This is a genomic window from Roseinatronobacter ekhonensis (genome assembly GCF_900499075.1).
Lineage (GTDB): Bacteria > Pseudomonadota > Alphaproteobacteria > Rhodobacterales > Rhodobacteraceae > Roseinatronobacter > Roseinatronobacter ekhonensis.
The window spans coordinates 1-18,385 of record NZ_UIHC01000050.1 but is presented as its reverse complement, the minus strand read 5'-3'; the positions used below and the strand labels follow the sequence as shown (position 1 = coordinate 18,385).

At 63.8% G+C, this 18,385-nt stretch carries 23 protein-coding genes; 3 read left to right on the top strand and 20 right to left on the bottom strand.

The features are described from left to right. Positions 1-67: 67 nt before the first annotated feature. Together ROE7235_RS16080 and ROE7235_RS16075 are read right to left on the bottom strand one after the other, a co-directional pair. Positions 68-307, bottom strand: coding sequence for a DUF7220 family protein (locus ROE7235_RS16080; RefSeq protein WP_121096496.1), 240 nt, complete (start codon positions 305-307; stop codon positions 68-70). Further along, positions 304-786, bottom strand: a complete 483-nt coding sequence (locus ROE7235_RS16075; protein WP_183073549.1) for a hypothetical protein — start codon at positions 784-786, stop codon at positions 304-306. The genes ROE7235_RS16080 and ROE7235_RS16075 overlap by 4 nt, the downstream gene beginning before the upstream one ends. A 237-nt stretch (positions 787-1,023) precedes the next feature. Between ROE7235_RS16075 and ROE7235_RS16070 the strand changes: the two genes are divergently transcribed. After that, a complete protein-coding gene (locus ROE7235_RS16070) occupies positions 1,024-1,419 on the top strand; it encodes a DUF4064 domain-containing protein (protein ID WP_121096495.1) in 396 nt (131 codons plus the stop codon). A 124-nt stretch (positions 1,420-1,543) separates the two neighbouring features. Here the strand turns inward: ROE7235_RS16070 and ROE7235_RS16065 are convergent, their stop codons facing one another. The 18 genes from ROE7235_RS16065 to ROE7235_RS15980 all read right to left on the bottom strand — a co-directional run bounded on the left by ROE7235_RS16065 (position 1,544) and on the right by ROE7235_RS15980 (position 15,671). Next, positions 1,544-2,923, bottom strand: a complete 1,380-nt coding sequence (locus ROE7235_RS16065; protein ID WP_121096494.1) for a site-specific DNA-methyltransferase — start codon at positions 2,921-2,923, stop codon at positions 1,544-1,546. A 430-nt stretch (positions 2,924-3,353) separates the two neighbouring features. Continuing rightward, a complete protein-coding gene (locus ROE7235_RS16060; RefSeq protein ID WP_050664392.1) occupies positions 3,354-3,800 on the bottom strand; it encodes a DUF6362 family protein in 447 nt (148 codons plus the stop codon). Continuing rightward, positions 3,793-3,996 (bottom strand): hypothetical protein, encoded by a 204-nt coding sequence (locus tag ROE7235_RS16055; protein ID WP_438829815.1) that lies wholly within the window; start codon positions 3,994-3,996, stop codon positions 3,793-3,795. The genes ROE7235_RS16060 and ROE7235_RS16055 overlap by 8 nt, the downstream gene beginning before the upstream one ends. Next, positions 3,993-4,529: a crossover junction endodeoxyribonuclease RuvC gene (locus ROE7235_RS16050; RefSeq protein ID WP_220669580.1), complete on the bottom strand. Its 537-nt coding sequence runs from the start codon at positions 4,527-4,529 to the stop codon at positions 3,993-3,995. The genes ROE7235_RS16055 and ROE7235_RS16050 overlap by 4 nt, the downstream gene beginning before the upstream one ends. A gap of 89 nt (positions 4,530-4,618) precedes the next feature. Beyond that, positions 4,619-5,074 (bottom strand): hypothetical protein, encoded by a 456-nt coding sequence (locus ROE7235_RS19940; RefSeq protein ID WP_147434245.1) that lies wholly within the window; start codon positions 5,072-5,074, stop codon positions 4,619-4,621. Positions 5,075-5,233: 159 nt separating this feature from the next. Beyond that, positions 5,234-7,594, bottom strand: coding sequence for an AAA family ATPase (locus ROE7235_RS16040; RefSeq protein WP_245963999.1), 2,361 nt, complete (start codon positions 7,592-7,594; stop codon positions 5,234-5,236). Between the two features lie 53 nt (positions 7,595-7,647). Beyond that, entirely contained in the window at positions 7,648-8,415 is a 768-nt protein-coding gene (locus ROE7235_RS16035; protein ID WP_085881119.1) for a hypothetical protein, read from the bottom strand. Further along, positions 8,415-8,615 carry a DUF6511 domain-containing protein gene (locus ROE7235_RS19935; RefSeq protein ID WP_143535705.1) on the bottom strand — a complete coding sequence of 67 codons (201 nt, stop codon included), beginning with the start codon at positions 8,613-8,615 and terminating at the stop codon, positions 8,415-8,417. Before ROE7235_RS19935 ends, ROE7235_RS16035 begins: the two co-directional genes overlap by 1 nt. 224 nt (positions 8,616-8,839) lie before the next feature. Further along, entirely contained in the window at positions 8,840-10,531 is a 1,692-nt protein-coding gene (locus ROE7235_RS16025; RefSeq protein ID WP_121096491.1) for a DEAD/DEAH box helicase, read from the bottom strand. An 11-nt stretch (positions 10,532-10,542) separates the two neighbouring features. Next, on the bottom strand, positions 10,543-11,211 hold the full coding sequence (locus ROE7235_RS16020; RefSeq protein ID WP_085881117.1) for a hypothetical protein: 669 nt from the start codon (positions 11,209-11,211) through the stop codon (positions 10,543-10,545). 13 nt (positions 11,212-11,224) lie between these two features. Then, the gene (locus ROE7235_RS16015; protein ID WP_085881116.1) at positions 11,225-12,118 is read right to left on the bottom strand and encodes an ATP-binding protein; all 894 of its coding nucleotides are present in this window, start codon (positions 12,116-12,118) and stop codon (positions 11,225-11,227) included. Then, positions 12,115-12,597: a hypothetical protein gene (locus ROE7235_RS16010; RefSeq protein ID WP_085881115.1), complete on the bottom strand. Its 483-nt coding sequence runs from the start codon at positions 12,595-12,597 to the stop codon at positions 12,115-12,117. The genes ROE7235_RS16015 and ROE7235_RS16010 overlap by 4 nt, the downstream gene beginning before the upstream one ends. Next, on the bottom strand, positions 12,590-13,360 hold the full coding sequence (locus ROE7235_RS16005; protein WP_085881114.1) for a hypothetical protein: 771 nt from the start codon (positions 13,358-13,360) through the stop codon (positions 12,590-12,592). The genes ROE7235_RS16010 and ROE7235_RS16005 overlap by 8 nt, the downstream gene beginning before the upstream one ends. Beyond that, a complete protein-coding gene (locus tag ROE7235_RS16000; protein WP_085881113.1) occupies positions 13,357-13,845 on the bottom strand; it encodes a hypothetical protein in 489 nt (162 codons plus the stop codon). The genes ROE7235_RS16005 and ROE7235_RS16000 overlap by 4 nt, the downstream gene beginning before the upstream one ends. Positions 13,846-13,889: 44 nt before the next feature. Then, entirely contained in the window at positions 13,890-14,240 is a 351-nt protein-coding gene (locus ROE7235_RS15995) for a hypothetical protein (RefSeq protein WP_183073548.1), read from the bottom strand. An 18-nt stretch (positions 14,241-14,258) separates the two neighbouring features. Beyond that, the gene (locus ROE7235_RS15990) at positions 14,259-14,519 is read right to left on the bottom strand and encodes a hypothetical protein (protein ID WP_183073547.1); all 261 of its coding nucleotides are present in this window, start codon (positions 14,517-14,519) and stop codon (positions 14,259-14,261) included. Positions 14,520-14,603: 84 nt separating this feature from the next. Continuing rightward, positions 14,604-15,326 carry an RNA polymerase sigma factor gene (locus ROE7235_RS15985; protein WP_121096490.1) on the bottom strand — a complete coding sequence of 241 codons (723 nt, stop codon included), beginning with the start codon at positions 15,324-15,326 and terminating at the stop codon, positions 14,604-14,606. 99 nt (positions 15,327-15,425) lie between these two features. Then, positions 15,426-15,671, bottom strand: coding sequence for a hypothetical protein (locus ROE7235_RS15980; protein WP_121096489.1), 246 nt, complete (start codon positions 15,669-15,671; stop codon positions 15,426-15,428). A gap of 166 nt (positions 15,672-15,837) precedes the next feature. On the opposite strand from ROE7235_RS15980, the gene ROE7235_RS15975 reads away from it, so the two are divergent. Both ROE7235_RS15975 and ROE7235_RS19930 read left to right on the top strand, forming a co-directional pair. Beyond that, positions 15,838-17,190: an IS1380 family transposase gene (locus tag ROE7235_RS15975; protein ID WP_121096488.1), complete on the top strand. Its 1,353-nt coding sequence runs from the start codon at positions 15,838-15,840 to the stop codon at positions 17,188-17,190. Positions 17,191-17,913: 723 nt separating this feature from the next. Then, the gene (locus ROE7235_RS19930) at positions 17,914-18,270 is read left to right on the top strand and encodes a hypothetical protein (RefSeq protein ID WP_147434244.1); all 357 of its coding nucleotides are present in this window, start codon (positions 17,914-17,916) and stop codon (positions 18,268-18,270) included. Positions 18,271-18,385: the final 115 nt, after the last annotated feature.

Here is an 18,385-nt window from a genome sequence, read left to right as displayed (position 1 = left end):
CGCCTTGGCGCCAAACGCAGGACAAGCCGATTATGCTGACAAGCGCAGGCAAGAAAACCGTTGCCCGTCAGTTCATTGCGCTGGTCAGCCCCAAACTACTCCGCATAATCACACGCTCGGCATAAACGGTGTTATGCGGTGCACCGCATAAGATTGTGAACACCGCGCCCATTTTCAGGTTCTGCGCCAGCGTCGTGTGCAGCCCGAAGATGGGGAAGATCAAGATCTGCGTGACGACTGCGACGCCGTAGCCCACAAGCACGTTGGCGATGGACTCGACCAAGGACATGGCGCGCGACTGCTTCATGCGGCGGCCTCATCCATCGGCCAGCAGTTCAGCTGCGAGAGTTCGCAGCGCATGCGCCGCAACCAGGGGGACCACGCCGTTGCCACAGAGGCGGAGCCGGTCCACCCGGTGGGCCAGCCCATCAGCGCTTCGACGAATGCTGGGTTCAAGGTCCGGCGCACATCGGAGGTATCGGTCCCAGCCACCTGCGTCACCAGGACCTGGCGGCCAAGCAGGCCGTTCACCGGTGTGTTCGCCAATGTCGTGGCACCATCCTTGTGATCCCGCGCTGTCGGCGTCATCCACATACGGCTGGCATGGGTCAGATCGGCCGTCTTTCGATTTCCTACGCTCGGTTTGCAGCCGTCGTTCGCCATCGGCGTCAGCCAGTCCCGCGCCATTCCGCCCAGACCCTTCTCGTGTTTTCGCACGCCGCCCCGGCTCCGGAAGCTGTCGGTTTGCGGCGTCGGCCACATCGCGGCGCTCGTTGCCAGGTTCATGCCGTGTTTGCCCGCTTCCTGCGACGGCGTCGGTTTTGTCTGCCGGTTCTCGTTGGCACTTGCCCTCAACGTCGGCCATAGCCGCAACATCTCGGTCCGGTTCCCCCCACTCGACCGTGTCCCAGAGCAGGCGCGCGGGGTCGGCCAGTTCGCAGCCTTCGCCAACCAAATTTCCTTGACAATCGCCCTCCTTCCGTAGTTGCTCTAGGAAGTATAATTCAGTCAGTGGAGTGGAAAATGAAGGCGGGCGGTATTTTAGGAATAATTGGCGGGGTAATCGCGCTCCTGGTCGGTGCAATTGGTTTCTCGGTGGCAGGCTTGGGATCAAGTATGATGTCTGGGGTTGCTTCAATTGGGATTGATCCGAATTCAGCGCGTGTTAATGCAGAAGTGCAGTCAACGCTCGCCTTCTACAGGACCATGTCACTTATAATGCCGATAGTAGGCTTAGTTGGTGCTGGCATCGCATTCAAAAATGGAAAGCTTGGCGGGGGCCTTATGGGAGTTGCTGCCGCAGGAATTCTTTGGGCTTTCGGCTTTGGAATATTCTCCCTTGTCTGTGCGGTTCTCTTGGGGATCGGGGCATTCCTAGCATTCTCGGATGCCCAGAGCGGAGCGCGCCAACAGACATAGCGCTGCGACATCCTAGCATGGCGATTGTGAGCCAGTGCCCGAGCAGAGGGAGAGGCAAAACAGGCATGCGTCTTCGGTTCCGGATGCGCGTCCGGAGGGATGTAAAGCCAGGTCATGCATTGCCTCAGGCTGCGGATTTGCGTTTGCGGGCGGGTTCTGGGTCGGCGTCAGTGTCGGGCGCATCGGCGAGGGCATCAGCGTTGTCACCCAGCCGCTCGGCTTTCACCTGCGCGAAGGTCCGACCGTCGCCATCGAGGATCGCGTCCCTGCCGGTCTCGGCCTGCCAGCGCTCTACGGCGACATCGACGTAAGCCGGGCTGATCTCCATTGCGAAGACGCGCCGGCCGTTGGCCTCACCCGCCATGATCTGCGAGCCCGAGCCAGCGAACGGCTCGTAGCAGAGCCCTCCACGGGCGACGTGCTGGCGCATCGGGATCCCGAAAGCGTCGAGCGGTTTCGGCGTCGGGTGGTCGGGCCGGTCGTCCTTGGCGAAGGACGGCATCTCCCAAGTCGAGGGCAACGTCTGCTCGGCAACCTTCGGCGGGCGGTTCGGTCGGCGCCAGCCCATGAAGCAGGGCTCGTGCTTCCAGAGGTAATGCGACCGGGTGAGAACCCCGCGGTCCTTCACCCAGATGATCTGCTGGTGGACGAAGGCGCCGGCTTTCTCCCAGCAGGCCTCCAGCATCGCCTGCCGGCGCGAGGCGTGCCAGCAGTACCAGGCGGCGTCCTCGGTGATCGCCTCGGCGACGGCGGCCGCTATGAACCCGTCGTAGAGTTCGGCCCCTTGGCTGCTGTCGTCCCAAGTGACGCCGTAGGACTGGCTCCAGTCCTTGTTCCGCGTCGGGTGGTTCGATCCGTCGTAGTCGACGAGATACGGAGGGTCGGTCGCAAACAGCACCGCGCGCTCGCCGTTCATCAGACGGCGGACATCTTCGTGGTTCGTGCTGTCCCCGCAGAGCAGCCGATGATCGCCGAGGATCCACAGGTCGCCTGTCCGCGAGGCCGGATTGCGCGGTGGCTCGGGGATGGTCAGCGGAGGCACGGAGCCCCCGGCGCTACCTTCTTCTCCGCCGCCCACGTCCGTATCGAAGGCCAGCAGCTTGTCGAGTTCGCCGTCGGAAAAGCCGACCAGCGACAGGTCGTAGTCGTCGGCCAGCAGCTCGTTCAGTTCCGCCGACAGCAGCGCCTCGTCCCATGTTCCGAGTTCGGTCAATTTATTGTCGGCCAAACGATAGGCCCGGCGCTGCGCCTCGGTCAGGTGCCCGAGCACGATCACCGGCGCCTCGGTCAGCCCAAGTTGCGTCGCGGCCAGCACCCGCCCGTGGCCGGCGATCAGCTCGCCGTCCTCGCCCACGAGGCACGGCACGGTCCAGCCGAACTCGGCCATGCTGGCAGCGAGCTTCGCGACCTGGTCGGGCCCGTGCTGCTTCGCGTTCTTCGCGTAAGGCTGCAGGCGCGCGAGCGGCCAGTGCTCGATCCGCTCCGGGGCGAAGCTCAGCGTCATGCGTATTCCTGTCTATGGCATTGGGGCCGAAGGGATTGGACTCCCCCACGGGTGGACTCCGCGGTGGGGGCCACCGGCTTCCGGCTGGACTCCGAAGTCCGCGGGGTATCCACCCCGCGCGGCCGGTCAGGTCTTTGAAATCACGAAGCTTTCAGGGTGTCGTAGCTGGATGCTGGACACCGGTGGCTTCCCAAAAAATCGGCCCTGTCGCTGGCGACATTTTGCGCCACGCCCGCCAGCATACGTTTCGGCCCGGAAAGGAACCGTAAAACAATGACTTGGTGGCCTGGACCCCGGCTGGACCCTGCGCCGGACCCCGGGAAGCCAGCGGCGGCGGGCCGTCCCGCGCACGCCTCTCCCGAGTATATCCCGTTTGTAGCCCTCGGCCGGGGATCGGTGAACCCCCACCGATGTCTCTCCGAAAATTCCCTCACAGGATGATTTTTCTTGACAGCCGATCGGCGTTCTCGACCACGAAGCGCCGCGATCGCCTGGACGACGGCACGCGCCCGTTGAGCCGCCATGTGATCAGCGCCACGCCGTACTGCCAGTGCCGGTTGGCCGCCGGACGGCTCAGCCCGACCTCCCAGCCGATCTTCTTCCACGGCTGGCGGTTGGCGCGCAGCCAGACGATGCGGGCGTCGTCGCGCTCGAGCCAGCGCAGCCAGAGCATCGCCGCCTCGGCCTCGGTGATCTGCCGCGGGCTCGGGCGCGGTCGCTTCATCTCGGGCTCCTGGCCCACCTGATCTGCGAAGCCGTGGAAATACTCCGGCCACGCGTTGAAATACCCGGTGGGCTTCACGGCGGGCAGTTGTGCGAACACGTCGGCGGCGCTCTCGACCCGGTCCTGCACCCGTGCCATGGTCCATTCAGTCATGCCGCACCTCCCGGTCCCGCTGCCCGTAGAGCCGCTCGCCCAGCTGCCGGACGAGCTCGCGTTCGGGCCAGGTCAGGCGGTCGTCGTCAACGGAGACGGCCAGCACACCCTGTTCCTGCCAGCCGTCGCGCTTGACCTGCTGGGGGTCGCGGCGCCGCCCGCCATAGCCTTTCGGCGTGAACCGCATGCCGGTCATGCCACACCTCCCTGCGTCTCGATGGCCCAGAACAGGATGGCGATGGCGTCGGCCTCGTTGTCGTCAGCAGGGCTGAACCCACGGGCGCGGGCCGCGTCGATCATTGCCTGCTTGTTGGCGTTGCCCTTGCCGGTGACGTGGCGCTTGATGGTGCCAACCGGGACGCCTTCGTATGGCACGCCCCTGAGTTCGCCCCAGCTGGTCAGTGAGGCCATCAGCCCGCCGTAGACGTGGCTCGCGTCAGTGCCTGCGTGGCGGCGCACTTCCTCGAACCAGATCGTCGCGATCGGCCCGGACAGCCGGTCCAGTTCGGTCAGCCAGTTGGTGAAGCGAAGATAGCGCATGCCGCCGCCATCGAAGCGGCCGGGCTTGAACGATGCCGTTCCGCTGGTGATCAGCCCGTCATGGCCGCGCAGCGCCCAGCCGGTCGTGGTGCCGAGATCGAGGGCAAGGATGGCGCGCGCGGGCTCGGTCGGCATGGGCGTTTCCGGGGTTGCGCCGAGATTGGCCTCGGCGAGAGTCGTATCAGCCATGAGTGGTCTCCTTTTCTGGTTGGCTGCTCGGGTGGAAGACGACGGCGGTTGATGCTTGGCGGTACCGGCCGCCGTCGTCGGATGGTGGTTCAGGGTTTCTTGCGTTTGCCGTGTTTTCGCCGGTGGGGTGCCGCGCGCTTGCGACCTGCTGCGGTAACGGCCTTGCCGGGCGCGTGATGCTCTGGGCAGCGGCGGTTCAGCGTTCCCGATCGCAAACCGCTCCAGCCGTCGAAGGGCCTGCCGCATTCGGCGCAGTGGCTTTTCCAGCAGATGATTGGAACGGTCTGGCCATCACGGCGCGTGTGCAAATCCGATCCGATCGCAACATAGCGCTGGCCCTCGTGCATCAGCACGGTTCCCGGAAGAGGCAGCACACGGAAATTGATCTTGTGCACCACGCGCGGAGTTCGCGATCCAGACGACCTCTTGCCGCGACCATCGACAGCATCGGAGACACCGGTCGCGCGGTTACTATCGTTGTATGAGGGGGCGTGACGGCGTCCGCCCCCCTCATACTTAGTATAGGCAGTCACACTCTCTCTCATCAAATCCTTACAAGTATCTGGTTTCATGTCATTTTCTCCCGTTTTTGATGACAGAGGGGCATGACAGAGACCACTGTCATCGTCATCAGCAAGTTGGTGATTTCATTTGATTTATGACAGAGGCATGAGGATGACAGTGGCCTCTGTCATATGACAAAGTCATTCATCGACCCCCTCCGGAAAGACCCAGACGGCGGGGTTCTCGACCTCCCTGGCGCGGCCGGAATGGGGGCATTTGAAGTGGCTCGGCAGGACCAGTTCGCCCTCGGCCAGCACCTCGCCGGTCTCGGGATCGACCACCGGATCACGGCCGAACCGCATGCCTTCGACGCAGAGATAGCCGAAGTGCGACTTGGTCGCGGGGAAGCCGTGTTCGGCCAGATCGCGGCGGAATTTGACGAACCCTTTCGATGCGAGGACATTGATCCGCTGCCGAATGGTGAATTCGCTGCCAAGCCCATGCTGGTTCTCGAAGCCTGCGCCAAACTGTGTTGACGTGTAGACACGCCCCTCGGCGGCTTCATCGAAGAGCAGGCGAAGGATCACGTCACGTTTCCGATCCCGCTCGGCGTCATGTTTTGCGCCGGTCTCCTGGCGGACCAACCGCTCGTTCATGGGGTTCAGCTCGACCCATTCGCCATTGACCTTGTCGACGATCTTGGGCTCCAGCGCCGGTCCGTTGCGCAGCTCTATCTCCAGCTTGCGCTGGGGGTTTTCCTCGTCGGGCCGGTGCAGGATCAGCCCGGTGGTGTAGAAGCCGCGCAGCGCGCTGGCGCCGGAGAGCGCGAGGAACGGGTCCTCCTTGACCTGGTGCTTCGACAGCTTGCGCGTGTGATGGACGAGGATCACGCCGCAATCGGGGTCGATGTGATCGCGCAGCACTTCCACCCGGTCCTTGAGAAAGAACATCATGGCAGTGTTGTCGTTCTCGCCGCCGCCATCCGGGCCGCCGTCGAAGAGGTTGCGAATGGGGTCGACGCAGAGAATATCGGGCGGCGCGTCCGGGAACGCGCGCCGGACGGCGGTGGCCACCTGCATGCTTCCCTCGGCATCGAGCAGCATCTTCAGCTTCGGCGTGGCGACGAACGTGTCGCGCGCGGCAGCCAGCACCTCGGGCGGCAGGGCGATCTGGCGCAGGCGCTCGCGCAGATAGTGATACTGGATCTCGGCCTGCAGATAGAAGATCCGCAGGGGCCGCGGCGGGGTGAAGCCGAGGAAGGGCTGCCCTGCTGCCATGTGCACGAGCCAGGAGATCAGCAGATCGCTCTTGCCGACCTTGGGCGCGCCGCCCAGCACCAGCAGCCCACCGGGCGTCAGCACACGCGGCGCGATGATATCCTCGGGCATGGGGCTGGTGTCATCGAGCAACGCCCCAAGCGTGAAAGCGGGCATCTCGTCGGGCACGGGGGCGGCGCTGTCGAGGCGCACGAGCGGGGGGCCGTACTTGTCGACATGACGGGCCCAGAGCCGTTCGGACTCGCGCTTGAGCCGCTCCACCGTCCACTGGGGCCGCAGCATGGCGGCGTTGTAGCCGCAGATGCCTTCCCAGCCTTCATCCTTCGACATCCGCCCCTCATGGACCATGCGGATGAAATACCCGATCGCGGCCGAGGCCCCCTCGAAGCGGGACCAGTCATCCTGCGCGCTCTCGCGCACCGGGGTGACCAGCACATCGTCGACGGCGGGCTTGTCGGGCGCGGCGAAGTCCGGCTGCAGCGACACGCCCGGTGCGGGCGGCATGTCGGTCACCGCCTCGGTGAACTCGCCCAGATCGCGTTCCATCTCGGCGTTCAGCGCGACGATGCGCACCTGCGTCTTGAGGGTGTTCTTGTAATAGACCGAGCCCGCCACGCGGATCGGCTGGTGCGCCGAGCGGAAATGCATGTCGCCGCCGGCCTTGGCGGCAATATCGCCGCGCAGACGCGTCACACGCGCAATGTCGCTGCCCTCGGCTGGTTCGGTCAGTTTCCACCAGACATGCGCCTTGTGTTGCCCCTCGGGCGTGACACCGCCGCTTTCGACCACCATGCTCGGCGGGCCGAGATGACGCTCGAGATGCGCGCGCTTGGCGGCGATATCGCCGGTGTCGATATCGACGACCACGGTCTGCATCTGCTGGACGTCGTCCGCCTTGGCCTGCCCGGGCTCGGCGACGGTGCCGGGGATGACATAGACGGCAGCACCTTCGCGGGCCGCCCAATTGGCGAAGGTGGTCATCTTGTCGGCCACCGAGGAATCCGCCTCGATCCAGATGTTATGCGGGCGGCCGTCGAAGCCCTGACCCTTGTCGATGAAGCTGCGGACAGGGATCAGCCCGTCGCAGTAGCCGAAGACGACGTCCATGAACTCGGCGATCCGTCCGGGGTCGGGCTCGTCGCCGAACACGTCGATCTGCGGCGCTGCGTCGTTGAAATCGCGCCACGGATTGAAATGGACGAGGTTTTCCTTCGGGGTCTCGGAGGATGTGTCATCCGATGGGGTTTGAGGGCAGTCGTCCTTGTGATCTTCATCATGCGCCATGTCGGCATCCTTTCTCACTTTGCTTGTGTCGGGCGGGTCTTCGGGCGTATCCGTCATCCGGGCAGGCTCCAGCAGCGGGCGGCCCATGGACAAAAGCGGCACTCGAAGAAGTCGCGGGCCTGCGCCACGCGCGGCAGCAATTCGCCCGCATCCGTGGCCTGCAGGATCCGGACGCCGCGGTCGGACATGCGCTGCGCGAGACCGGCATCGAAGGGCACCAGCTCGTGGTGCAGCTCGGCGGTGTCCTTGTTGATCGCGGTGAACACGGCAGGAGCGGCGCTGATGCCCGGCACGCTCGCGTCCATGTAAGCCTGGTAGACGGCGATCTGGGCGGCATAGACCGGCTTGGAGACCGCAACCCCGTCCTTGACACAGGCGCGCCAGTTCTTCGCGTTCATGGTCTTGCATTCCCAGAGCGCCGGGACAGCGAGGCCGAACCCCTCGGGTCCGGCGGCAAAGATGCCATCGACATGGCCGCGGATACGCCCGCCCGCGACCGAGAACCCGAACTGGCCGCCATCTGGACGGTTGCCCTTTTGCGTGTAGAGATCGAACCCCGCGCCGCGCAGCCAGCGGATCGCGAGCTCTTCCAGCTCGTGCCCGATGGCGAAGATGCGCAGCAGCTGGCCGGAAAACTCCTGCCCCTTGTCTTTCGGCGTGGCAGTGTACTCGAATTGCAGGGCCCGCTCGCAGGGATGGCCAAGCCGCGAGCCACCGAGATAATCGCGGGGTGGTCGGCTGGCGTTCTCAGCCGTGAGGGCCGCATCGATGGTCTCGTTGACACGCTCGGCGAAGCCGGGCCGGTGATTGAAATCGAGCATCAGAAGGGCACCTCCGACTGGCTGGCGATCTCAGCCATCTCGGCGCGGAAGGCCTCGACGGTGATGACGATCAGCCGGTGCATGTCGTTCTGGCTCAGGTGGCCCAGCGGGCGGTCCCAGCCGATCCGCTCCATTTCCGGGGCCAGTGCGCGCATCACGGCAGGCAGGGCCATCATTTCTTCTTCAGTAAAATCAACCATGTTCAGTCCTTTCCTTGCTTTTTGGGTGAAGGCCGCCTGGCAGCCCATGGAGCAGAACCAGCGGTATGTGCGTTTGCCGCGCGGCCGGTTGGGATCGAACCAGCCGAAGCCGCGGGTGCGGGATGTGCAAACGGCGCATAGCGTGCCGCGCGGATGGCCGGGGCGATCAGGGCCCGGGCGATCCGCAGCCGTTGCGGGCGGGGACGGGATTTGCGCGACACGGCTCACGCGGCCTCCCGCGCGGATGGGGCCGCGCTGATGATCAACCCGCGAATGGCGCGCTTGTTGAAGGTGAAGGTCATCAACGCCGAGGCCTTGTAGCGTGTCAGGCCATAATCGCTGCGCGCGGCAGGTGAGAGATATTGCAGCTGCTTTTCGGTGGCGGGCTGGGTCAGCCACGCTCTGGTCTTGAAGGCGCTTTCGTCGGTCTCGTGATCGTTCAGCCAGTCATCGGCCTGCGCGAGACAGACGCTGCGCTCGCCGATACCCAGAAGCTGCGGCTGCGCCCGGCGCGCGCCGCCGATGCCGTACCAGAGGCCGTCGAGCCAGAAGACGCCGCCCCAGGCCGAGAAGCCCGTGGCCAGCAGCGCATCCTCGGTGCCGAAGAGATCGACCCACTCGAAGCTGGAGCGTTTCAGCAGATCGATCTCGGTCATCAGGAAGCCGGAGAGCGCCCCGCCGTGAGCTACCTCAAGGGTTTCACCCTCATCCTCGACCAACACCTCGCCGCAGATCGGGCATTCGCGCGAGGCCAGCGGAATATCGGCCTGACACGCCGGGCAGGTCTTCGACGGCGCTTCTCCGGTCCCGGTATTGCCGTCGAGATCGACGTCCTGCTCCAGCGTGCCATGGGTCAGGCTGGACGTGCCAAAATCCAGCACGACGCAGTCGGTCTTGACCACGCCCGGATGCTCGGCGGGATCCACGGTGCGCAGGCCGCGCCCGACCATCTGGATCATGGTGGACTTGTAGGAGGAGGGCCGTAGCAGCACGACGCAGGAGGTGGGCGGGTGGTCCCAGCCTTCCGTGAGCACCGCGACGTTGGTGATGACGCGGATTTCACCCTTCGCGAAGGCCGCCAGAATATTCCGCCGCTCGTCGCCAGGCAGATCGCCATGGATCAGACCGGTGGGGATGCCGGCATCGTTGAAGGCCTCGGCGACATGGCCGGCATGAGCGACGGTGGAGCAGAACACCACCGTGGGCCGATCGGCGGCCTTCTCCTGCCAATTGCGCACCACCTCCTCGGTGATCGGCGCGCGGTCCATGATCTCGGCCACCTCAGACATGTCGAAATCGGACACGGTCTTGCGCACCGCCTTGAGCTTGTCCTGCACCCCCACATCAATGACGAAGGTGCGTGGTGGCACGAGGTGTCCCGATGCGATCAACTCGCCCAGACGCACCTGGTCGGCGACATTGTCGAAGACCGCCCGCAGACCCTTCTTGTCGCCGCGGGTCGGCGTGGCCGTGACCCCGAAGATCCGGGCGTCCGGATTGGTACCCCGGACGCGGTCGATGATGCGGCGATAGCTGTCGGCCACGGCGTGGTGCGCTTCGTCGATCACCAGAAGGTCCAGCTTCGGCATCCCTGCCAGATTCGCCTCGCGTGCCAGCGTGGGGACCATGGCAAAGGTCACCTGGCCGGCCCATGATTTGGTGGTGGCATCGACGACGGAGGTGGACACATCCGGGACCACACGCTGGAACTTGTCGCGGTTCTGCGCGGTCAGTTCATCGCGATGCGCCAGCACGCAGGCCTTGGCATCGGTATCTCCGAGGCGCTCACGTACCAGGGCTGACAACGCGACAGATTTACCGAACCCGGTGCTGGCCACGCTCAGCGTATTGTCGCGGGTGCCGAGCGCAGACAGGCTGCGCTCGACGAAGAGTTTCTGGCGGGGACGCAATCGCATGGCGGTGACCCTCACTCGGCCCAGCTCGGACGGCCCGAGAAGCCGGGCGCGGCGGGTGTCTGCGTGGACTGCCCATGCTGCGCGGGTGCGCCGTGGCCCTGCGTCGGTGTCGGCGTCTGGGGCTGGGGCGCCGGCGGCGCAGATTGCGGCGCATGTGGCGACCCGGGTGCCATCGGCGCGGCGCCATGACCCATGAGCTGCGCATAGTCGCGGTGATCGGGCATGACCGCGCTTTTGATCTCGTTGCGCTCTTCCCCGCTCGAGTCCTTGCCGACATCGATCCGGGCGATGAACTCGATCCCGTCGAGATCGGCAAACCCGTTGATGCGCCGCGCGGCCTGCGCCTGCGCCGAGTTGTCCTTGTCAGAAATTCCGCGCGATGAATTCAGCATGCCCCGCACCAGGCTGCGGCCCATATTGGCCCAGTTCGGGCCGTTGGGGCTGTAGAGCCCGATCAGCGACCAGATCTTGCGCTTGGCATAGGGTCCTTCGAGTACCGTGTACTCGGCATCGAGATAGACCGCGCCCGTGGAGGCCCGCTTGGCATAGCCGCCGGTCCAGCCCTGCGCGGGGTCGTCGAACCCGCCCGGGCGGATCGTCATGCGCACCTTGGCCAGCGTGCCCTTGGGGATGACGTTGGCGTTGGTTTGCGCGTCGTTGAAGTCGTTCCAGAGAGACATGGAATAGGTCCTTTCAGTTGGTGGTGTCGTTGGAAGGGGTGGCCTGCGCCTTTGGCGGCGCCGGAAGCTCGGGGGCCTGGTAGGTCAGCCGCCGCTCTTCGGGGACCAACGGGCCGCGGATCTTGTCCATCAGCCGCCCGAGATGGGGCGCCTCGAGCATGTCGAGCCGGCCGGAGCGGTCCTTGGCGGGATAGCCCCACGGGTTCAGGGTCTGGCAGACAAAGCCGCGCTGCAGGGTGCCATTCTCGGCCTTGAACTCGGCCATGGTGATGACCTGATCGACGATGCCTGGCAGCTCGAGCCCGGTCTTGGACCCGTCGATCTGCGGCTGGAAAACCGGGCGATTGAAGTCGTCGAGCTTCTGGTCGAGGATGCCGACAAACCAGACATTCTTCGCCCGCGTGTGCTGCAGATGCGTGAGCCAGGCGATCATCTCGCGGCCATGCAGGCCATACGCGCCGCGCACATCGGGCTTGCCGGTCTTCTCGGAGAACGCCTCGGGCTGCCCTTTGCACCAGCCAAAGCACAGCCGCCCCGCCACGGTGATCGAGTCGATGAATACCGTGTCGTACTTTTCCAGCGCGGCCGGGTCGCCGAACTTCGCGCAGACCGCCTCAAAGTGCGCCTGGCTGTAGGGCTGGTCTGCCCGCAGCGCCGGGTTGGGTCCGCCGATGAACACCGCGAAATCCCGGCATTCCGCCCATGTCCGCGGGCGAATGGCATCCATTGCCAGCCCCTCGATGGCCAGATCCCCGGCTTCGAGATCGAAGAACAGCGTGGTCGAGTTTTTCAGCGTCCAGAGCAGCGATGTCTTGCCGATCCCCGAGGTGCCGAAAATCACGCCCTTGATGCCGCGAGTTTCCGCCAGCCGCTGGTCGGCGGTGATGATGGGGAGTGCGCCGGTCATGCCAGCACCTCCTGGCGCGCCCGCGCTGCATCGGGATCACTGCTGGTCACGGCCGCAAACAGCGCATCCAGCCGGTCGGCCTCGGTGAGGCACTCAACGCCCTTGCGCCGCATGAACCGCCGCGCGTCATCGAGCAGGTCGGGCTCGACGATCAGGTCGGGGACGGCGACGTATTCCTCGGCGCTCTCGACGAAGTAGGATTTCGAGCGCAGGTCCTTCACCAATGGCACGAAGGCCTCGCAAACCTCTGCGAAATCCACCTGGCCCAACCCGTCTTCCCGGTTGCGCAGGATGCGCTTGACCTCGGAAATGATCCCGGTGCGCAGCATGCGCAGCGCCCCTTCCTGCCGCGCCTGCGTGCAGGTCAGCGGAAAAGCGGCCTCCATCATCTCATCGGCGATCCTGGGGGCGTTGTTGCCCAGACGGGATGCGTAATCCCAGACGCGTTCGGCAAAAGCCGCTGATTGGCTATCAAGCATCAAACCACTCCTTGATTGTTGTGAAAGCTGTCGATCCATCGGCGATGGCTCTGGCATCGAGGTCGTGGAACGGGGCCTCCTGCGCCTCGCGCATGCCCTCGCGGGCCAGCGCGAGATTTTGGTCCGTGGCCCATTCGGCAAAGGCGCGGAACGTGCCCGTCACATGCTGCCAGGCCACCTGTTCGGGCGTCGGCGCCACGTAGAGCGGGTTCCGACGGCTGGGCCTGCGCTGCGGGCGCATTCCCCGCATGGCGGCATCCGTGACCATCTTGCGCATCGCAGTGCGGTTCGGTTCCTCGCCGCGTTCGAGCCGGTCATCCAGCGTGCGGCGCACGATGCCCGGATCGTTCGTCTCGGCATCGCGCAGCTGACGGGCTTCGTGGATCTGGTCCCGGCGCAGGCCAAGGTCAGCGGTTGAGGCAGTGTTGTGGTCTTCAACACTGCTCCGGTTTCCACCGTTGCGCTTCACCTCGCCACGCGCCTGTGCCGCGTCGTACTCATCAGCCAGCCGACGCTTGGCGGCCGCTTCGATTTCCAGCGCGTCGGCCTGCGCACGGTGGGCGGCGGCGATCAGATCGTCATGGGCAGATTTGGCGGTTTGCAGCCGGGCGGTACGCTTTGCGATGTCATAAGCGAGGCCAGCCGCTTCGCGGGCTTCCAGCACCTCGGCAGCCGTCCTGGCCCCCGACAGCATGGTCGCTGCGCGTTCGATGAGGCCGGGCAGGTCCTGGTCAGGGGCGTGAATGGGGCCGAGCGCGGTCATTGATCACCCTCCTGCGGGACGATCTCGACCTTCAGCGCGCCGGACCGGACGGTGCGCGCAGGTTCAAACTGCTCGCGGATGTTGTCGGGCCAGGCGGCGTATTTGCGCTCCGGCACCTTGATGGCGATGTCGACATATTGTGCGGGATTGTCACCGGCTTTGCGGATCTGCGCGACCATCGCGGCGAGCTTGTCCTGATCCCAATCCACGCGCTTGGGCAGGTCCGCCACGACGGTGAAATCACCGTCATCGAAGCGGATCGTGCCCGTGTCCTTGCCTGCGGCCCGTCGCTCCTCGGCAGCGCGATCGGCGTAGCGCACCGCGAGACCGGCATCGAGCCGGGCCTTTGCGGCCTTGTCGCGTTTGAGCCGCGCATCGATTTCGTGCTGCAGGATGGCCAGCAGTTCGACCGGCAAGGCCGCGATCTCGGCCGCGCTGAGCGCTGGCAGATCGTCCGGCGTGGGGGTGTTGTCGGGAAATGGCATATTTGTGCCTCCTTGATCGGTGGGTGGTGTCTGGATGGGGGTTGTCATGCTGCCTGCGCGTCGAGCAGCAGCGCGGACAGCGATGCGGTGGCGGCCTTCGGCTTGGGGCGCGCCACAGCGATGTAGGCGAAGCGGTCGGTTTCCAGTCGCTTCTGCACGAGGTGCACAAGGCCCTGTTCGGCGGCCCAGAATGCGCGGCTTCCCAGCTTGGCCAGTTCGACGCGCTGCGCATCCGGCAGGTGCGAGATCGCCGGAAAGGTATCGAGCACCAGAAAGCCCCGATGGTATTCCAGCCGGTCGCCGGGAACGGCCTGAGCCACCCAGGCACAGAACTCGATTTCCCCGAGCGGTCGGCTGGCGCGAACCGTGATGAAGGGTGTGGTTCCCATGAACATGATCTCCTCCTTTTCCCTCTACTCAGGCCGCCGCGACATCGTCCCAAGCGGGACCGAGACCGCTTCGGTGTCTTGGTTTGAGGCGTTGTGCTGGTCGTCCGGCTGGCCCGCTTCGGCGTCGGCGTAGACCGCCACGAGAGGCGTCCCGTCCTGATGGGAACCGGCATTTTCGATGCGGTAGGCACGCTGGTTCTTCAGGATTTCCGGCAACTCCCAGCGGCGGTAGAGGCCGGGGATGCGCTTGAGGTCTGCGGACAAGAGGTCGGCTTTGCTGATCATGCTGGTCGACTTTCGGTTTGAGTGGGGCGCGCGGTGGCGTCTGAATGGGAAAAGCCACCGCGCTGCAGGGATCGGGACATCCGGTCAGCGAAATTCTTGCAGGACGTCGCGCAGACGCCGGGTCGCCCGCTGATATCGTTTGCGCGTCGCCGCCTCGGACAGCCCCATCTCGGATGCGACCTCGGCCTGGGAGAAACCGTCGATGGCCACACGGATCACCAGATCCGCATCCGTGCCGATGATGCGGACCAGATCGCCGTGGAGCAGTCCGGGGCTGGCAGTGGCCTGTGACACTCCCCCGTCAATCGGGATATCGTCGGGATCGATATCGCTGCGCAGGCTCTGCTGCCTGTCCTCACGCTGACGCGTTCTGATCAGGTCCCGCTCGATGTTCCGCAGGATGGTTGCTGCGATCCAATTGACGCGCTGCAGATCCAGACTCCGAATGGCCTCGGAAGCTCGTGCAAGGATTTCGGATGCAACTTCGTCGCCGGTGCCGATCCTGCGCCAGATCGATCTGCGCCGAACGGCATCCAGCCCCGGCCAAAGCGCCAGAAGCATCAGCGTCAGGACACAATCGGAGGCCGCGCCGCCGGACTGTGCGGCCCCGACCAGTGCAGCCAGCAACCGGTTTTTCTCGTCCGGCGCACGGCCACCGACGTGCAGCGTGTCCAGCAAAGCGGCGGGATCAGCGAAATGCGCGAGCAGTTCGCTGCTGTGCCGCAGAGCATCGAAGGTGTTTTGAAAGCCGAGAGTTGATGAAGAAAACATGAGGTGATCACGGATCTCGTGCCACGCGATAGACATTGGACGCCTGCCTTGCGGCCAGGCGTCCAGCGCCTTTTTGTGGCCAGGTCAGGACGTCGTGCGTCTCTGCGATTTCAGGGAAATGGTGAGATGCGCGCCTTAGCGCGCGGGTGATGTCGCCTGGTTCAGCGTTCCGCAGCCGCGGCAGGTGGCCACGACCGGAAAGCCCACGAAATACTCGTGCCCCCGCGCGAAACGCAGATGCATGCGGCCGTCCCGGCAGACGCCGAGCAGCTTGTTACAGCGCGTGCAGCGCCATTCCGGGCTCAAAGGGGTGGGTTTTGATTTTGCGCCACCGGTCCAGCTGATCTGGGCTGGCTGGCGGGAAGTGTCGGGAGTCGGCATGGAATGCTCCTCTGATGAGTGAGCCTTTCCAATAATCAGCGGTTTGTTAGACCGTCTCGCACGACATGTTAGCCCGCATTCCCCAAGTAAATCTTTGATTTCGCTGTCCTGAACTCGTTATTTCCTATATAAATCATAGTGTTGATGGCTGAGAGGGACGTGTTTTATGGATCACCCAGAGGGTGCGAGTTCGGATCGGGGTGATCGGGTCGATTTCGACCGCCGCGTGCGGCTGGAGTTCCGGGGTGCGCAGATCAGTTCGGACGGCGGTTTGCTGGTGATGCGCGAGCTCGATGATGCGCTCGGACTGTCGGGCCTTGCGTCAGAGGCGCTACGCGATAACCGCACCGGCAAGAACACCGTCCATCGGCTGGAGGGGCTGTTCCGGCAGTCAGTGTTCGGGCGGCTGGCCGGATACGAGGACGTCAACGATGCCGACCGTCTCGCGCTCGATCCCGTGATGCGTCAGGTTGTCGGTGGTCGGGCTGTCGATACACAGGCTGCCTCGGCCTCGCAAATGGGGCGGTTCGAGACCGAGACGCTGGCCTTGGCTGAGAACCGGGCGGCGTTGGCAGACCTGAACGGCCAATGGATCGACCGCTTCCACGACCGCAACGGGCTGAAGTATATCGTGCTGGACATGGACAGCTCTGTCAGCCCCACCCATGGCGACCAGGAGGGCTCGGCCTGGAACGGGCATTTTGACTGCACCTGCTATCACCCAAACTTCCTGTTCAACCAGTTCGGCATGCTGGAGCGCTGTGCCCTGCGCAATGGCAACGTCCACAGTGCTGACGGCTGGCAGGATGTGCTCGATCCTGTCATCGCCCGATATGCCAAGCGCGACCTCATGCGCTTCTTCCGTGCCGACGCCGCCTATGCGATCCCTGCGATCTACGCGCGGCTGGAAGAGACGGGCTATTTCTACACCATCCGGTTGCCCTCCAATGCAGTGCTCAAGGAGAAGATCGCGCATCAACTGGCCCGGCCTGTGGGGCGTCCGTCGCTGACCAAGGTCAAGCGCATCTACGAGGACATCGAGTATCAGGCGCAAAGCTGGGATAAGCCACGCCGGGTGATCGCCAAGATCGAATGGCATCCGGGCGAGCTGTTCCCAAAAGTCGGCTTCATCGTCACCAATATGCCGATGGACCCGGACTGGGTGGTGCGCTTCTACAACCAGCGTGGCACCGCCGAGCAGCATATCAAGGAAGGCAAATACGCCTTCCGCTGGACGCGGCTGTCATGCAAGCGGTTTCGTGACAACGAGGTCCGGCTGCAACTGCACGCCCTTGCCTACAACTTGGCAACGTTCCTGCGCTGCATCGAGCTCCCAGAGGCCATGGCTGACTGGTCGCTGACATCCCTCCAGCTCAAGCTGATCAAGATGGGGGCCCGCGTCGTGCGTCACGCCCGCGCCATCACCTTCCAGCTTGCCGAAGTCGCGGTCACCGGCCCGATGGTCCGCGCGATCCTAACTGCGATCCACCGCCTTCGAGCGCCGCCGTTGTGCGCGTGACCGCGATCCAGAACCAAACTGAACGAAAGCGGCAGGACAGGTCTGCCAGCCGCGCTGAAGAACGTCGCTGCTGGGCGAGGATGATGCGGCTTCGCGGCCCAATCCACCCACATTCGGCGTTCCGGCGACCGCAGACGACGCTTGGAGCGGAAAACACTTGATCTGTCGGCAAAATTAGGCAATTTTGCCATCAAGCGACAGGCCACTTGGGGAATGTCGGCTGAAGAGAGCGACAGCGAAGCAAGAGATTCATGTCATTTTAACACGACGATCCGCCTAGGAGACCGAGGGAGGTGGGATATTGCGATGCAGTTACCCCCACTAATCGGCCAGCAGTCTCTTAGACATCAAACAATGTCGCGGGCGATTAGAGACTTGTCCGAGAGCGATGCCCAATCCGCGTTTGCAGCCCTTGAAGATTGGACCAGCGACCTAAGAAGTAATGACTTCCACTTCGCTCCCACCGTCGCAAAGGTTGGGGAGGAATTGATCAGGTCGAATAATATAGATGGCTTTAGGGTTCTTGAGGCGACAGCCCGTCGAATTGGCATACAGCGTTCGAAGTTGTGGGGCTGGTCTGGTGCCTATTATGATTCTGACAGAGTCGAGCAGGCAGCTGAACATCACGACAACCCACCAGACAGCCATTTCCGACTGCGTTCGCTGCTTGGTGTGTTGTCTGAGATTCAGCAAAACGGCTCACTAATAGGAGATAGGTAAACTATGATCAGTTTTTGCAAGAACGCATTTAAAATTTGGTTTACACCAATATTTTTTGGAGCTTTGACATTTTCTGCAAGTCCCCTGAGATCACAGGAGTACCCATATTTTGTTGAGTTTGCTGCCGGTACTATAGATGTCTTTCTTGTGTCTGATACGCTACCAGATGATAGCGCATTCACTAAAATTGAACTTTTTCTTTTTGACGGAATGGGTGGCACGGAGTTGATGAGGCTTACCACTGACGAAAATGAAGTATGTCTGGTGCATATTGCGATTGATAGTGGGACTTTCGGTGGTGAGAACAATTATTCAGACTTCAGAGCATCGGCGACCCCTGACCCCTTCCTAGTGTTCTGAGTCTGACACTTCCTACCTGTTTCCGCGAATTTCATCGAGCGCGTTCAGAGCGCGGCGTTCCCGGGTGAGGATGTCCTCGGCGGTTTTGGTCCATTTGAAGGGTTTGGGCTTGTCG

Excerpts from the sequence above, each read along its gene's own strand:
- ROE7235_RS16040 (WP_245963999.1), bottom strand. The coding sequence starts at position 7,594 with ATGGCGCATGATGAAGATCACAAGGACGACTGCCCTCAAACCCCATCG.
- ROE7235_RS19940 (WP_147434245.1), bottom strand. The coding sequence starts at position 5,074 with ATGAGAGAGAGTGTGACTGCCTATACTAAGTATGAGGGGGGCGGACGC.
- ROE7235_RS15985 (WP_121096490.1), bottom strand. The coding sequence starts at position 15,326 with ATGTCTATCGCGTGGCACGAGATCCGTGATCACCTCATGTTTTCTTCA.
- ROE7235_RS19930 (WP_147434244.1), top strand. The coding sequence starts at position 17,914 with ATGATCAGTTTTTGCAAGAACGCATTTAAAATTTGGTTTACACCAATA.
- ROE7235_RS15995 (WP_183073548.1), bottom strand. The coding sequence starts at position 14,240 with ATGTTCATGGGAACCACACCCTTCATCACGGTTCGCGCCAGCCGACCG.
- ROE7235_RS16055 (WP_438829815.1), bottom strand. The coding sequence starts at position 3,996 with ATGACCGGCATGCGGTTCACGCCGAAAGGCTATGGCGGGCGGCGCCGC.
- ROE7235_RS16070 (WP_121096495.1), top strand. The coding sequence starts at position 1,024 with ATGAAGGCGGGCGGTATTTTAGGAATAATTGGCGGGGTAATCGCGCTC.
- ROE7235_RS16005 (WP_085881114.1), bottom strand. The coding sequence starts at position 13,360 with ATGACCGCGCTCGGCCCCATTCACGCCCCTGACCAGGACCTGCCCGGC.
- ROE7235_RS16000 (WP_085881113.1), bottom strand. The coding sequence starts at position 13,845 with ATGCCATTTCCCGACAACACCCCCACGCCGGACGATCTGCCAGCGCTC.
- ROE7235_RS16075 (WP_183073549.1), bottom strand. The coding sequence starts at position 786 with ATGAACCTGGCAACGAGCGCCGCGATGTGGCCGACGCCGCAAACCGAC.
- ROE7235_RS15980 (WP_121096489.1), bottom strand. The coding sequence starts at position 15,671 with ATGCCGACTCCCGACACTTCCCGCCAGCCAGCCCAGATCAGCTGGACC.
- ROE7235_RS16015 (WP_085881116.1), bottom strand. The coding sequence starts at position 12,118 with ATGACCGGCGCACTCCCCATCATCACCGCCGACCAGCGGCTGGCGGAA.
- ROE7235_RS16065 (WP_121096494.1), bottom strand. The coding sequence starts at position 2,923 with ATGACGCTGAGCTTCGCCCCGGAGCGGATCGAGCACTGGCCGCTCGCG.
- ROE7235_RS16050 (WP_220669580.1), bottom strand. The coding sequence starts at position 4,529 with ATGGCTGATACGACTCTCGCCGAGGCCAATCTCGGCGCAACCCCGGAA.
- ROE7235_RS16080 (WP_121096496.1), bottom strand. The coding sequence starts at position 307 with ATGAAGCAGTCGCGCGCCATGTCCTTGGTCGAGTCCATCGCCAACGTG.
- ROE7235_RS15990 (WP_183073547.1), bottom strand. The coding sequence starts at position 14,519 with ATGATCAGCAAAGCCGACCTCTTGTCCGCAGACCTCAAGCGCATCCCC.
- ROE7235_RS15975 (WP_121096488.1), top strand. The coding sequence starts at position 15,838 with ATGGATCACCCAGAGGGTGCGAGTTCGGATCGGGGTGATCGGGTCGAT.
- ROE7235_RS16060 (WP_050664392.1), bottom strand. The coding sequence starts at position 3,800 with ATGACTGAATGGACCATGGCACGGGTGCAGGACCGGGTCGAGAGCGCC.
- ROE7235_RS16010 (WP_085881115.1), bottom strand. The coding sequence starts at position 12,597 with ATGCTTGATAGCCAATCAGCGGCTTTTGCCGAACGCGTCTGGGATTAC.
- ROE7235_RS16035 (WP_085881119.1), bottom strand. The coding sequence starts at position 8,415 with ATGCTCGATTTCAATCACCGGCCCGGCTTCGCCGAGCGTGTCAACGAG.
- ROE7235_RS19935 (WP_143535705.1), bottom strand. The coding sequence starts at position 8,615 with ATGGTTGATTTTACTGAAGAAGAAATGATGGCCCTGCCTGCCGTGATG.
- ROE7235_RS16025 (WP_121096491.1), bottom strand. The coding sequence starts at position 10,531 with ATGCGATTGCGTCCCCGCCAGAAACTCTTCGTCGAGCGCAGCCTGTCT.
- ROE7235_RS16020 (WP_085881117.1), bottom strand. The coding sequence starts at position 11,211 with ATGTCTCTCTGGAACGACTTCAACGACGCGCAAACCAACGCCAACGTC.